The organism is Hyphomonas johnsonii MHS-2 (assembly GCF_000685275.1).
In the GTDB taxonomy this organism is placed as follows: Bacteria; Pseudomonadota; Alphaproteobacteria; order Caulobacterales; family Hyphomonadaceae; genus Hyphomonas; species Hyphomonas johnsonii.
On the sequence record NZ_ARYK01000002.1, the window covers coordinates 156019 to 170127 of the forward strand.

15 protein-coding genes are annotated in these 14109 nt (G+C 62.4%); 13 read left to right on the top strand and 2 right to left on the bottom strand.

The features are described 5' to 3' along the window. Nucleotides 1-32 precede the first annotated feature (32 nt). From HJO_RS05685 to HJO_RS05700, 4 genes are all read left to right on the top strand, one after another. Complete coding sequence (locus tag HJO_RS05685) at nt 33-644, top strand: TIGR04282 family arsenosugar biosynthesis glycosyltransferase (protein ID WP_035614841.1); 612 nt, start codon at nt 33-35, stop codon at nt 642-644. A gap of 70 nt (nt 645-714) precedes the next feature. Beyond that, complete coding sequence (locus HJO_RS17600) at nt 715-1119, top strand: BLUF domain-containing protein (protein ID WP_051618313.1); 405 nt, start codon at nt 715-717, stop codon at nt 1117-1119. Between the two features lie 86 nt (nt 1120-1205). Further along, entirely contained in the window at nt 1206-2339 is a 1134-nt protein-coding gene (locus tag HJO_RS05695) for a PA0069 family radical SAM protein (protein WP_051618363.1), read from the top strand. A gap of 185 nt (nt 2340-2524) precedes the next feature. After that, complete coding sequence (locus tag HJO_RS05700) at nt 2525-3607, top strand: site-specific DNA-methyltransferase (protein ID WP_035614842.1); 1083 nt, start codon at nt 2525-2527, stop codon at nt 3605-3607. Here HJO_RS05700 and HJO_RS05705 read toward each other — a convergent pair. Further along, entirely contained in the window at nt 3604-4647 is a 1044-nt protein-coding gene (locus tag HJO_RS05705) for an A/G-specific adenine glycosylase (protein WP_035614844.1), read from the bottom strand. The two genes, HJO_RS05700 and HJO_RS05705, sit on opposite strands and share 4 nt — an antisense overlap. Before the next feature lie 43 nt (nt 4648-4690). On the opposite strand from HJO_RS05705, the gene HJO_RS05710 reads away from it, so the two are divergent. The 9 genes from HJO_RS05710 to HJO_RS05750 all read left to right on the top strand — a co-directional run bounded on the left by HJO_RS05710 (nt 4691) and on the right by HJO_RS05750 (nt 13072). Continuing rightward, nucleotides 4691-5251, top strand: coding sequence for a DUF721 domain-containing protein (locus tag HJO_RS05710; RefSeq protein WP_051618314.1), 561 nt, complete (start codon nt 4691-4693; stop codon nt 5249-5251). Between the two features lie 43 nt (nt 5252-5294). Continuing rightward, nucleotides 5295-5963, top strand: coding sequence for a DsbA family protein (locus HJO_RS05715; RefSeq protein ID WP_051618315.1), 669 nt, complete (start codon nt 5295-5297; stop codon nt 5961-5963). A gap of 101 nt (nt 5964-6064) precedes the next feature. Then, on the top strand, nt 6065-6724 hold the full coding sequence (locus tag HJO_RS05720) for a DsbA family protein (RefSeq protein ID WP_162173782.1): 660 nt from the start codon (nt 6065-6067) through the stop codon (nt 6722-6724). Between the two features lie 15 nt (nt 6725-6739). After that, nucleotides 6740-10201, top strand: coding sequence for a chromosome segregation protein SMC (gene smc, locus HJO_RS05725; RefSeq protein ID WP_035614847.1), 3462 nt, complete (start codon nt 6740-6742; stop codon nt 10199-10201). A 150-nt stretch (nt 10202-10351) separates the two neighbouring features. Then, nucleotides 10352-10702, top strand: a complete 351-nt coding sequence (locus HJO_RS05730; RefSeq protein ID WP_035614849.1) for an AtpZ/AtpI family protein — start codon at nt 10352-10354, stop codon at nt 10700-10702. A 5-nt stretch (nt 10703-10707) separates the two neighbouring features. Beyond that, nucleotides 10708-11496 carry a F0F1 ATP synthase subunit A gene (locus HJO_RS05735; protein ID WP_035614851.1) on the top strand — a complete coding sequence of 263 codons (789 nt, stop codon included), beginning with the start codon at nt 10708-10710 and terminating at the stop codon, nt 11494-11496. Nucleotides 11497-11609: 113 nt separating this feature from the next. After that, nucleotides 11610-11846 carry a F0F1 ATP synthase subunit C gene (locus tag HJO_RS05740; protein WP_034737903.1) on the top strand — a complete coding sequence of 79 codons (237 nt, stop codon included), beginning with the start codon at nt 11610-11612 and terminating at the stop codon, nt 11844-11846. Between the two features lie 79 nt (nt 11847-11925). Beyond that, nucleotides 11926-12477 (top strand): F0F1 ATP synthase subunit B family protein, encoded by a 552-nt coding sequence (locus HJO_RS05745; protein ID WP_035614852.1) that lies wholly within the window; start codon nt 11926-11928, stop codon nt 12475-12477. Nucleotides 12478-12481: 4 nt separating this feature from the next. Then, entirely contained in the window at nt 12482-13072 is a 591-nt protein-coding gene (locus HJO_RS05750; protein WP_051618317.1) for a F0F1 ATP synthase subunit B family protein, read from the top strand. 83 nt (nt 13073-13155) lie between these two features. Here the strand turns inward: HJO_RS05750 and HJO_RS05755 are convergent, their stop codons facing one another. Continuing rightward, nucleotides 13156-14067, bottom strand: a complete 912-nt coding sequence (locus HJO_RS05755; protein ID WP_035614855.1) for a toll/interleukin-1 receptor domain-containing protein — start codon at nt 14065-14067, stop codon at nt 13156-13158. Nucleotides 14068-14109: the final 42 nt, after the last annotated feature.

The following is a 14109-nucleotide window of genomic DNA, read 5'->3' on the forward strand; positions in this document are numbered from 1 at the left end:
CCTCAGCTTGAGGACAAAAGTAAGGCCAAGGGATGACGAAACCCACCGTCCTCATCTACGCCAAGCCGCCCCGGATGGGGCTTGCCAAGACCCGCCTCGCCCGCGGACTGGGCCCCACCGAAGCCCGGCGTATCGCTCACTTCACCCTGTCGCGCACCATGCGCGCCGCGCTGCGCGGCCCCTGGCACGTCCGGCTTTATGCCGCCCCGGACACGGCGCTCACGGGCACGCTCGGCGGCCTTTGGCCACCCAGCCTGGAACGCCGCAGCCAGGGCCAGGGCGGGCTGACCGAACGGCTTGAGCGGGGATTGCGCGAAGCCGCGCCTGGCCCGGTCCTGTTCATTGGCGCCGACGCGCCGGACCTCAGCACCGGCCTGCTGCGCGCCGCCGTCGTCGCGCTCCGGCGGCACGACGCTGTCTTCGGACCGGCGCGGGATGGTGGCTTCTGGCTGTTCGGCCTGAACAAGGGGGCCCAAACGCGGTCTCCTTTCCGAGGGGTTCGCTGGTCGGGACCGCACGCGATGAATGACGTTCGCAACCGCCTGCCTCGGCAGGCGCGCGTCGCGACCCTTCGCGAATTGATCGATGTCGACGAAGCTGATGACTGGCGCGACTGGTGCGCTGACCGGTCTTTCGCGATCTGATCTATGTTATCGCACGTATACCTGAAACGCAGTCGAACACGCGTGTTCAATTTCACCTCGGGGGACAGTCATGCATCGCCTAATTTACATCAGCGCAGCCGCAGAATCGATGCTCGCCACGGACATCGTGGATATCATGACCGTGGCGAATGCCCGGAATGCCGAAAACGATATTACCGGACTTCTGATCTACAATGGCCTGAACTTCCTGCAGGTCCTTGAAGGTGCCCAGGACAGGGTCGACCGCCTGTTTTCCAATATTCGTGCCGACCAGCGTCATGTGTCAGTTGTCCCGGTCGTCTCCGAAGCCGCAGACGCGCGCATTTTCGGGCAATGGTCCATGTGCCTCAAGGTCGCCAGCGCGGCCCGGGTCAGCGCGGATGCGCGGGCGAGCGATTTCAGCGAATTCCTGTCCCTCGACATGCCGGAACACATTCGTCTGATCCTGGGCAATTTTCACACGCTGAAAGGCTGACGCCGGGAAAGTCATCCACAGTTTGCGGTCGCAAACCTCAATATTGTTCTTGTTTTGTTCTTTTCCTTATGGGCACATTGCCCGGCATGAGGACAGGACAGAAACTGAAGCCCAAGGGGCGGGTCACCCTGATCGAGGCACGGGCCGCAGCCGAACGGGCAGAGCAACGTGGCCGCGGCGCCATCTCGAACCAGACCGGACGGTTCGAGCCGGAAACCCGCCATGAATTCGACGATGGATGGGACAGTATCGAGGCGCCGGCCGACCGGATCGACACAACCCTGACCCGGGAAACCGCCCGCACGATCATCACCTTCAACAAGTCGCCTGACATTTCCTTTGACAGGTCGATCAATCCCTACCGGGGGTGCGAGCATGGTTGTATCTACTGCTTTGCCCGGCCCAGCCATGCCTATGGCGGCCTGTCGGCGGGGCTCGATTTCGAAAGCAGGCTCTTCTTCAAGCCGAACGCGCCAGACCTGCTGAAACGGGAATTGTCAAAGCCAGGATACCGGCCACGGCCCATCGCCCTGGGGATGAATACCGACGCCTTCCAGCCCGTCGAGCGGGAGACCGGCCTCACGCGTGAACTGCTGAAAATCCTGGCCGAGCACCAGCATCCGGTCAGCCTGTTGACCAAATCCACCCTTATCCTGCGCGATATCGACCTGATCGCCCCCATGGCAGCAAAGGGCCTCGTCAGGGTCGGCGTTTCGATCACGACACTCGACAGGTCACTCGCGCGCAAGATGGAACCCCGTGCCGCTACGCCATCGCGGCGGCTTGATACCATCCGGTCGCTGTCCGACGCCGGCATACCGGTAACGGTGATGATGGCGCCGATCATCCCCGCGCTGACCGATCACGAAATCGAGTCGCTGCTTGAAGCCGCCGCCGCGCACGGCGCCACCGGGGCCGGCTATGTCGTTCTGCGCCTGCCTTTCGAGATCAAGGACCTGTTCCACGAATGGCTTGCCCAGCATGTGCCCGACCGGGCCGCCAGGGTGATCAACACGCTCCGCGAAATGCGCGGCGGGAAGGACTATGACGCGCGCTGGTTCGAGCGGGGCAGCGGACATGGGCCAATCGCTCAACTGATCCGCCAGCGATTCCTGCGCGAGAGAAGACGGCTGGGCATCGACGCGCCGCGGCTGGCCCTGAGGACAGACCTGTTTTGTCCACCCGTGCGGCCCGATCAACAGCTTTCACTCGGCTTCTGACAGGAAATCCACGCGATCTTCATATATTTGTCCACAGGGTTATCCACAGGCGAACGAATCGGTTAGTTTCGTATCCGAAACGAATACGAGGTGCGCTGAATGCGGGCGGGTAACTTTATAGAAACCGGCGCCGTCCAGTGATTCGTGCCTGACGAAACACGCGTAGATTACACGGGGCTGACCACATGGAACTGAAGCGCAACACAATTCTGCAAGGCGACTGCATCGACATCCTCAGCCGCCTGCCTGACAAATCCGTCGATCTCGTCTTCGCAGACCCGCCCTACAACCTGCAGCTCGGTGGTGGCCTGACACGCCCGGACCAATCCGTCGTCGATGGTGTCGATGACGACTGGGACAAGTTTGACAGTTTCGATGCCTATGACCTGTTCACGCACCAGTGGATGGAAGAGTGCCGCCGGGTCCTGAAGGATGACGGCGCAATCTGGGTTATTGGCTCCTACCACAACATTTTCCGCGTCGGCACGGTCCTGCAGGACCAGGGCTTCTGGATCCAGAATGACGTGATCTGGCTGAAAGCGAACCCCATGCCGAACTTCAAGGGCACACGGTTCCAGAATGCCCACGAAACCCTGATCTGGGCTGGCAAGTCCGAGGAATCGCGCGTCACGTTCAACTATGATGCGCTGAAGGCCTTCAACGAAGACAAGCAGATGCGCTCCGACTGGATGATTCCGCTCTGTACGGGCGGCGAACGGCTGAAGGATGAAGCCGGCAAGAAGGCCCACCCCACGCAGAAGCCCGAAAGCCTGCTGTCGCGCGTCCTGCTCGCCACCACCAATCCCGGCGACGTCGTGCTCGACCCCTTCTCCGGCACAGGCACCACGGCGGCAGCCGCAAAGCGTCTCGGACGCGACTATGTCGGCATCGAGCGTGACCCTGACTATGCCCGCCTCTCCCGCGCCCGCCTGGCTGCCATCACGCCGATCGAGGGCGAGATGCTTGAAACCGAGCGCAGCAAGAAGTCCCTGCCCCGCGTGCCCTTCGGCGCGCTGATCGACAATGGCTGGCTGAAGCCGGGCGACCGCCTGTTCTCGCCGCAGCGGCGCTACCAGGCGCGCATCCGCGTCGACGGCTCGCTGACCACCGGCGCCGTGTCCGGCTCGATCCACCGCCTCGGCGCGCATGTGCAGCAGGCACCGGCCTGCAATGGCTGGACCTACTGGCACTACGAGACCGACAAGCGCGACCTCGCGCCGATCGACCTCCTGCGCCGCCGCTACCGCGACGAAATGGGTCTCAACTAGGCCCCGGAAGTCGCGAGCCTGAAGGCTTTCGCAAACACGGTCGGCAATCCCTCAACGTCCCGGATGGGTGTCCACAGCCCGTCCGGGCGTTTTCCCTTGAGCGTGCCGCGCTGCACGGTCAGCGTCAGCGTAAAATGCGTGAACACGTGACGCACTTCGCCGACGGTCTTCCAACGGGCCGACGCCGGAGGGGCCGCGTCCGGTACGCCCATCTTTGGCCAGTCGGTTGTCGGCAGGGCCAGCATGCCACCGAGCAGGCCCTTGTCGGGACGGCGCACCAGCATGATCTCATCGCCCTCCACCAGCACGTACACCACCCCCTGCCGCACCCTTGCCACCCCCTTGGCGGGCTTGATCGGATACCGTTCCGGCACCCCTTCCGCCCGCGCCCGGCACATGTCTGCCACCGGGCATGCCGGGCAATTCGGCCGGGTCGGGGTGCATACCGTCGCGCCAAGGTCCATCAGCGCCTCGGCGAACTCCCCCGGTCTTTCCTCTGGCACGAGTGCACGAACAGACGCGGCGATGACCTTCTTTTCGGCGGCCCAGTCGCCCTTCAGTGCCAGCAAGCGCGCAAACACGCGATCCACATTGCCGTCTACAGCGGCCGCCCGCTGGCCGAACGCGATCGCGGCAATCGCACCGGCTGTATACGGGCCGATTCCAGGCAACTTCTGCAACTCTGCTTCGGTCTCCGGAAACGCGCCCAATGCCACCACGTCCCGTGCGCATTTCAGCAGGTTGCGCGCCCGCGCATAATAGCCAAGCCCGGCCCAGGCCGTCATGACGTCCTCATCACGCGATTGTGCAAGCGCCTCCACCGTCGGCCAGCGGTCCGTGAACGCCTGGAAATACGGCGTTCCGTGTGGAATTGTGGTTTGCTGCAGGATGATTTCCGAAAGCCATATCCTGTAGGGATCCGGGCGATTCCCGTCGGCCCGGCTTGCCGGTGACACGCGCCACGGCAGGTCGCGCGCATGGCGGTCGTACCAGGCCAGTAACCGGTCCGGCAGCGTATCAAGATCTTTCGGACGGGCCACTCTCGCCTTTTCCTTGCCGTGAAGCCGTGCTTTCTCTTGGTGAATGGTGACAAGATCAAGCCTCGACCCCATCGAAGAAGCCCGCGCCCGTGTGCGCCTGCGGTATATGCGTGCCCGAAAGGTGCACCCTGGCATGCCGCAGATCGGCCTCGCCGCGGAACGCCTTGGCCGCAAGGCCGGAGCCAAGAAGTTGCCAGCCGTACAGGTTCTGCAGCGGCGCTGGCGCGAGATCGCCGGGGACAAGCTCTACCAGTTCTGCCGGCCCGAAAAGATCACGGGCGGCAAGGATGGCCGAGTCCTGACGCTCAAGGTAATTCCACAGGCTGCGCCCATGGTTCAGCATCAGGTCGAGACGATTCGCCAGCGCGTATCGGTCGCGGCTGGCGGTGACATCGTGTCCATCCGCCTCGTCCAGGGTGCGCTGACATCGTCACAGCCCGCACCGGCCAGGCGCAAGGCCCGCAGCCTGACTGCCGCTGAACGCAAGGCCCTCGAGGCCGAATCAGCCCGTATTGAAGATGCAGGCCTGCGCGCCGCGATTGTTGCATTGGGCACAGCTGTGCTAACCGCCGGCATCCCGTCGACCGACACTGACCTCACCTGAGGGGCAGATCCGCCCCCCTGATTATCCATGAAGGTACTTGCACATGGCCACGTTTTTCCGTTCCGCAGCATTCACTTCGATGATTGCGCTCGCTGTTGTCGCCTGTGGCAATGCCAAGGGTGATGACGCATCCGCACCAACACCCGCAACAGCCGCGACGGCTTCGGACCTGATCGGTCATGCGAAAGGCAGCGAAACAGCGCCGCTGACGGTGATCGAATATGCCTCTCCAACGTGTTCCCACTGCAAGCACTTCTACGACGATGTCATGCCGACCGTTGAAGAGAAATTCATCGCGACGGGCAAAGTGCGGTTCATTTTCCGCGAGTTCCCGCTCAACGACGTCGATGTCATCGGCTATTCGATCGCCAACTGCGCGGGCGAGGACAAATTCTTCGACGTGCTGGACGACCTGTTCGCGCACCAGGAAGACGTGTTCGCCTCGTCCAAGGATGGCGCGCTCAAGAAATTGTTCCTGGAGATCGCTGCGCGCCACGGCATTGCTGACGAAACCGCCCTGGACGCCTGCATCGCCGATCGCACGATCCGCCAGACAATTGCCGACACGATGTTGTCAGGTGAAGAGTTCGGTGTACGCGCGACCCCGACCTTTATCGTCAACGGCAAGGTCAAACCCGCCGATGTCGACGTTTCGACGGGCGAAGCCTTTGAAGCCTATCTGAACGGCCAGTTGGAAAACATTTCCAAATAGCCCCTTCAAGTCTGGCGGGCCGCCCTCGCCTGCTCAGCGCCAGGCCGAATTAACGATTTGGCAACCAACACGACTCAATTCTTAACGCGAAGGTTATGATGATGGAACGCACGTCTCGAGGTTACGCACTCGCCGCCATTTCAGCGGTAGCGCTTGTTGCCTGTGGCAATGACGGCGGCGCTGCTGCGACGACGTCTGCCACGGGAGACCCCGCCGCGATTGGCCATGTGATCGGCTCGAGCGACGCGCCTGTCACAATCATAGAATACGCATCCCCGACCTGCCCTGCGTGCAAATACTTTCACGACACGGTGCTTCCCGAGATCCAGGAAAACTATATTTCCACGGGCAAGGTTCGCTTCGTGTACCGTGAATACCCGGTCCACGACATCGACGTTCCGGCCTACGCGCTCGCGCTGTGCGCGGGCGAGGACAAGTTCTTTCCCGTCATGGACGACCTGTTTGAGCACCAGTCGGGCATCACGGATGCGGCGCGCAATGGTGTGCTGCAGTCGGCGTTGATGGCAGTCGGCGAACGGCACGGCATCACGGGCAAGGATCAGTTCGACGCCTGCATGGCGGACAAGGACATTCGCACGCGGCTCGCCGACACATATGCTGTCGCCGAAAAAGACGGCATCGACAGCACGCCGACATTCATGTTCGACGGCCAAATTCACCGTTTTGAAGGCGACATCCGGTCAGTCGAGGGGTTTTCCGCCAAGCTCGACGAACTCCTTGCCAACGCTGCAGGACAATAAAGACATGAGGCTGGCATGCAGATAACCGAACTCCGCATCGCCGGCTTCAAGTCGTTCGTCGACCCGCAAACCGTCCCCGTCGAACCGGGCCTCACGGGGATCGTGGGTCCAAACGGTTGCGGCAAGTCGAATTTGCTCGAAGCCCTTCGCTGGGCCATGGGCGCAAGCTCGGCCAAGGCCATGCGCGGCGGCGAAATGGACGACCTCATCTTCTCCGGTGCGCAGGGGCGGCCCGCGCGCGAGACCGCGGAAGTCACACTCGTCCTGGACAATTCCCAGCGGACAGCACCGGCTGAATTCAATTCGTCTGACACGCTGGAAATCGTGCGCAAGCTGCGCCGCGGCGCCGGTACGTCCTACAAGCTGAATGGCCGGACCGTCCGGGGCAAGGATATCCAGCTGCTGTTTGCCGACGCGTCGACCGGGGCCAACTCCCCTGCCCTCGTGCGCCAGGGCCAGATATCGGAACTCATCGGTTCCAAGCCCCAGAACCGTCGTCGCATCCTTGAGGAAGCCGCCGGCATCTCGGGACTCAATACCCGGCGCCACGAGGCGGAGCTCAAGCTGAATGGCGCGGAAACGAACCTTGAACGGCTTACGGAAGTGTCTGCCGAAGTGGAGCGCCAGCTGGCCAGCCTCAAACGGCAGGCGGGCAAGGCGCGCAAGTATCGCCGCCTGTCTGACGAAATCCATGCGCTGGACGCATTGGTCGCGCACCTGCGATGGAGCGAAGCCAAGCTCGCCTGCGACACGGCCCGTGCAAATCTCGACGAAACGCGCCGCCGGGTCGAGGAACTGACCCGGGAAGATGCCGTTCGGGAACGCGAGCGCATCGAAGCGGGTGAAGGCCTTGGTCCGCTGCGGGAAGCTGAAAGCGTCGCATCAGCCAAACTCGGGCAGGCCCGCATCGCGCTCGCCCGTCTGGAAACCGAACGGAAAGTCGCCGCTGACGCCCATAGTCGCCTCGAAGCTGAAGCGCTGCGCCTGGTTCAGGACCTCGAGCGCGAACAGTCCGCGAAGGCAGAGGCAGAAGCCGCTACCGAAAATGCCCGCCACGAATTGTCGGCGCTGCCGGTGCTGGACGAAGCGCGCAATGACGAGATCGAAGCCGGCATCCGGGCTGCACTGGAAAATGCCCGCAACCGCCTGGCTGATGCTGAGGCGGCCGCCGACGCTGCCCAGACGCGCCTGTCGGAAGTCCGGGCGCGCCGGCAGGCATCAGAAGAAAATATCGGTGCCCAGACCCGGCGCCGCGATCAGTTGCAGGCAGACATTGACCGCCTGAACCGCGATATGGCCGGCCTCGAGGACGTTGTGACTCTGGTTCAGCAGCTCAAAGCGGCGAAGGCCGCCGAGGAAGCTGCCGAACTTGCGCTCCACGATGCCGAACGGGCGGTCGAGAGCGCTGAACGCACACTTTCGGAAACGCGCGACGCCGAAGCGGCTGCACAGCCACCTCGCGACAGCGCCGACAAGGATGTGCGATCCCTCGAAGCCGAGATCTCAGGCCTGCAGAAATTGCTGCGCAAGGCTGAAGGGCCGACTGCGCCACCGGTTATCGAGCGTATCCGCACGCGCGACGGTTACGAAAAAGCGGTCGCCGCTGCGCTTGGTGACGATATCGAGGCCTCGACCGACCAGAGTGCACCCCTGTATTGGAGTGGTGCGGTAGCCACACCACAGGTATTGCCAGCCACGGCCCAACCGCTCTCCGATTTTGTCGAAGCGCCTGCAGAACTTGGAGCGCGCCTGTCACAATGTGGTGTCGTCAGTGCCGAATCCGGTGAGCGCCTCATGGCCGAACTCAAGCCAGGCCAGCGCCTGGTGTCGCGCGAGGGCCACCTCTGGCGCTGGGACGGGTTCACGCGAACCCCCGGGGCACCGGTGAGCGCCGCTGCACGACTGGAACAGCAGGCCCGGCTGGACGCGGCACTGAAAGAAATCGACCCCCTGCGCGCACGTCTTGAGCAGTTCAACACGGCGCTCGCAGAGGCCAAGCAGGCCCGGGTTGCGGCGGAAGACAACCTCCGCGAACTGCGCACCCAGATCGCACCGGCCCAACGGGCACTGAGCCAGGCGCGCAGCCAGGTTTCCGAGGCAGCGCAGGCTTCGGAGCGCGCTGCGATGAAACGCGACAACGCCGGAGAGGCCCTGGTGCGCGCCAAGGCAGACCTCGCGGTCGTCCACGAGGCGTTGTCCCTGATCTCACCCCAGTCGTCAGCCACCGAGGAATCGGCGCTCGAAGCCGAGCTGACACAAGCCCGTATCCGCGTCACCGAGGCACGCGATGCCGAAATCGAATCGCGCGGCCAGCTGACCGACATCACGCGCGGCCGTGAACAGGCCGCCGCCCGCCGAGCTGGCCTTGAACGGGACCTGCAAACCTGGACAACGCGCGCCGTGGCTGCGGCTGACCGCGTCGAACAACTTGTCCAGCGCCGGTCATCGGCGGCGACCGAGGCTGCAGCGGCAAAGGCACGGCCGGAAGTGCTGTCTGCCGAAATTGAAACGCGCGCGGCCGAAGTCGAGCAGCTGGAATCCGATCGCAAGCGCATCGCCGATTCCCTGGCCGAGAAAGAGGCAGCAGCGCGTGAGGCGGAATCTGCAGCACGGCGCGCAGCAATTGCCGCGTCCGAGGCAAGGGAGCAACTGGCCGGCTGGAACGTGAAACTGGAAACCGCAGAGGGGCGCCTCGCGGAAAGCGTGGAAATCGCCCGCAACCAGTTCCAGCGCACGCCTGAGGGTCTTCTCGCGATTGCCGAGGCCGGACTCGACGAGAACACAATGGGTGATTTCACGCCGCGCGATGCTGAGAGCCGCCTCGACGACCTGCGCCGGGAACGCGACCAACTGGGCGGCGTCAACATGAACGCCGAAGAAGAGGCCGAAGACCTTGAAGCGCGCCTCGGCAGCCAGGTGACCGAGAAGGAAGACCTGGTCGCGGCCATCGCGAAACTGCGAGAGGGTGTGAACACGCTGAACAATGAAGGGCGCGAGCGCCTTCTGGCGGCCTTCGAAACGGTCAACGAGCACTTCAAGGCCCTGTTCACGGCCCTGTTCCAGGGGGGGCAAGCAGAACTCCGCCTGGTGGACGCCGAAGACCCGCTGAACGCCGGTCTGGAAATCTTTGCCCAGCCGCCCGGCAAGAAGCTCGGCACGCTGGCGCTCATGTCCGGTGGCGAACAGGCCCTTACCGCTGCGGCGCTGATCTTTGCCGTGTTCCTGTCACGCCCGGCACCGATCTGCGTGCTTGATGAGGTCGACGCACCGCTCGATGACGCCAACGTGGACCGGTTCTGCAACATGCTGAGTGAAATGCGGCGCCGCACGGACACCCGTTTCGTTGTCATCACCCACAATCCGGTGACAATGAGCCGGATGGACCGGCTTTTCGGCGTAACAATGCGCGAAAAAGGCGTTTCGAAACTGGTTTCGGTAGACCTTGAAGCGGCCGAACAGCTCGTTGCGGCGGAGTAGCGCACACGCGCTACATCTAAATGCAATAAAAACAACGAGATAGGTTTCTGAAATCGCGGTTGACTTGCATCCGCCCCCCCCATAGTTTGCGCCGAAATCCGGGGGACTTCCTCGTCGGCAGGGATTCGCGACTGCGGAGCGCATGAAAACATGTCCAGTGAGGGTCCAGACGACCTTGGTGACGAAATCGCCAGGGCAAGGGCGACCCTCGCGGAACGTGAGGCGACGAAGCAGAAAGCGACGAAAGCAAACGACGGGAGCATCTCGGCTGGGGCCTATGCCCTGCGATATGGCGCCGAGTTCGGAGCCAGCATCTTTATCGGCGGCCTGATCGGCTACTGGATTGATGTGTTCGCGGGAACCAAGCCCTGGGCCTTGCTGGCCTTTGGAGCATTTGGCTTCGCAGCAGGGGTACGGGCCATGATGCGCGCCTATAAAGAGCTGAATGCTCAGGCGCTGAAACAGACACAGGAGCCTCAGGCTCCGGAAGACGGGAACTAACGCAGATGAATCTGTTGAATCCGAGCGTCGCGGTGGATCCGATCCACCAGTTCCAGATCACCCGATGGATTGAATTCCATCCGGGCGGCATCGACCTGTCGTTCACGAATGCGTCGGGCTTCATGGCCTTGGGCGTCATCCTGACAATCGCCTTCTTCGGCATCGCGGCCTCAAAAGGCAGCCTGGTCCCGTCGCGTCTCCAATCGATGGCGGAGATTGGCTACGGCTTCGTGGCCGACATGGTGCGCGGAACCGCCGGTGAAGAAGGTCTCAAATTCTTCCCCTTCGTGTTCACGCTGTTCTTCTTCATCTTCTTTGCAAACATGATTGGCATGGTTCCGTACGCCTTTACAACGACGAGCCATATCATCGTGACTGCGGCGCTCGCCCTGCTCGTGATGACCATTGTCATCGGCTACGGCTTCTACAAGAACGGTCTCAAGTTCCTCGGCCTCTTCGCTCCGTCGCTCGGCGACATGCATATTGTCGGCAAGATCTGCCTGTATTCACTGCTCATCCCAATCGAGGTGATCTCATTTTTCGCGCGCCCGCTGACGCTTTCGCTTCGCCTCTTTGCCAACATGCTGGCAGGCCACATCATGCTGAAACTCTTCGCAGGTTTCGCAGTTATCGGCATGGCAGTCGGCGGCATTGGCTACCTGGTCACGCCCCTCTCATTCATCATGGCTGTCGCGCTGAACGCGCTTGAGCTGCTGGTTGCCGGCTTGCAGGCATACGTGTTTGCCATCCTGACCTGTGTTTACCTGAGCGATGCCCTTCACCCATCGCACTGAGACTCTTCGCCGGTGCGTCCATCCGGTCGCACCAAACCGCTTGACGCCGCAGACGGAACACGCTTCACGGGCGGCACTTAGACGAACCACTGCATTCCCTTAAGGAGATCCCCATGGAAGGCGATATCACCCTCGGCCTCAAATATGTTGGCGCAGGCCTCGCAACACTCGGCATGATCGGTGCCGCGATCGGTGTGGGCAACATCTTCGGCTCGTTCCTCGACGCCGCCATGCGTAACCCGTCCGCTGCTCCGCAGCAGACCGGCAACCTGTTCATCGGTATGGCGCTTTCCGAAGCACTCGGCATCCTGTCGTTCCTCGTCGCCATCCTGATCCTGTTTGTGGTCTAGTCAGGCGATGACGGCCTGCGGGACCGGTGGCGTCCGCGCCATCGGTCCCGGCCCTCGAATCTGAACCTGAGGACGAAAGATGCTGATCGCATTGCTTGCCGAATCTGCGGCCCACGTCTCCGAGCACCTGCCGGACGACGCCCCTCCGCCGTTCCCACCATTCGAAACCTGGCATATGCCGTCGCAGCTGTTCTGGCTCGCGATCCTGTTCAGTATACTTTACCTTACCCTGTCCCGCGTGATCCTGCCGAAACTGTCGGACACGCTGGAAAAGCGGTCTGACCGGATCGCCTCCGATATTGATCAGGCAGCCCGCCTCAACGACCAGGCTCTCGAGGCCCAGCAAGCGCTCGAACTGCGTCTCGCTCAGGCGCGGAACAAGGCGCGAGAAACATCCGAGAAAGCCCGGCAGAAAATGGACGTCGAAATGGCGGCCGAGACTGCCCGTGTCGACGCTGAAATCGAGAAGAAACTTGATACAGCCGATGCGCGGATCGCGGGCTTGCGCGCGGATGCGATGAAAAACGTCGAGCAGATTGCGGTTGATACGGCAGACGTCATTCTGGGTCGCTTCGGCGTTTCCGCATCCAAGTCGGAACTGAAAAAGGCCGTATCCGCGGCCCTGGAGTAGTCAGATGCAGAAGATCAGACCCGCACTTTTCACCTTCGGCGTTCTCGCCTTTTCGGCGTTTCCGGCTGTGGCATCGACCGACAGCCACGGCGGCGGCTTCATGGGTGGCCTCGCGTACGCTCTCACGGACCCAGTCACGCTGGTCGCATTTTGCGCCTTCGTCGTATTCCTGCTGATTGCAGCACGTATGGGCGCCTTCAAGACGATCGTTACCGGACTCGATAATCGGTCCGACGCTATCGCAGCGGAACTTGAAGCGGCCCGCAGCCTGCGGGAACGGGCGGCCGAAGCGCTTGCACTGGCCGAGCGCCGCCAGCAGGACGCCGACAAGGAAGCCGAAGCAATGATCGACCAGGCCAAGGCTGACGCGAAGCAGCTGATGGTTGAAGCCCGCAAGGACATTGCAAACCGTCTCGTACGCCGGGAAGCCCTCGCTGAAGCACGCATCTCGCGCGCCGAAGTGGAAGCCACTGAAGATGTCCGCCGCGCCGCAGCGGACGCCGCCATCGCGGCAGCCCGCCGGGTTCTCGGAGAAGACAATGGTGTCGACCAGTTCGAAGCGGCAGCCCGGGAAATCGATCACGCGCTGAGCTGATTGTCTCGGCAGGAAACGTGATTAAAATCAAAAGCGCCGCCGGAAACATTTCCGGCGGCGCTTTTGATTTTCAGGATGGTTGCTTAGTCGTTCGTGTCGTCAATGATGGGGCCGGGCGTCAGCACCTCATTCATGATCGATCTCGGCACCTGCCCCGCTGGGCAGGCAGCAGCCATCGTCACTGCATTACCAACCGCCGGAGCCTCGGTGCGGAGAACCGGCGAGAGCGGCTCGGAGCGGAAAAACCATGCCAGGATGAACATCGCGGCAATGGTCAGGAGAACAGCCGCGATGGTGCCCCAGCCGAGGCCGCTTTCCTCGTCCATTTCAGGCTTTGCTGCAGCAGCGCCCCGGGCAGCCGCAGCGATCGACACGCCGACCACATGCTTCGTACCATTCGGCGTGGACGTGCCCTTGATCGAGGCTGCCGCCAATGCGGCGGCGCCCTGAGCCGCCGGGGCAGCGGCCGGCTTCTTGCCAAGGTCTTTTTCTCTCTGTGCCTTCGCGTGTAACGCGAGTGGATCATCCGGGTGAGCCGCAAGCCAGTCGGCGCGCTCGTCTTCATCCTTCGAGCCGTATCCCATCCATTCCCTGAGGTCCGTTCGGCCCGCCAATTCGGCAAGTGCATCGATCGCCTTGTAAAACCCTTCAGGCGTCTTCCGGGACGTCATACCGACAATGGAATGGCGTTTCTGGGTCCGGAATGGTTCGTAGGGAATGGTCTTGTCGAGCCCGACCTGCACGAGCGTGCCTGGACGTGAATGCCCGACGGATGCAGCTGCGCGCACCCAATCGCTCTTAACTGCGTGCTCGGACCAGAGCACCAGCATCATGTCGGAATTCGTCGCGTTTCGCGCATCTTTCGCGTCAAACGTCTCGTTTTCCTGTTTTTGATCGAACCAGACCTTGAACTTCAGGGCACGCAGCCTGCGCGCGACCAGCTTGGCCAGGTCGCGGTCTTCAATCGCGGAAACCAGAAAGACGTCATATGCCATGGGGTCGTTCCTGCAACATTCGTGCCGAGCATACTCATCAGA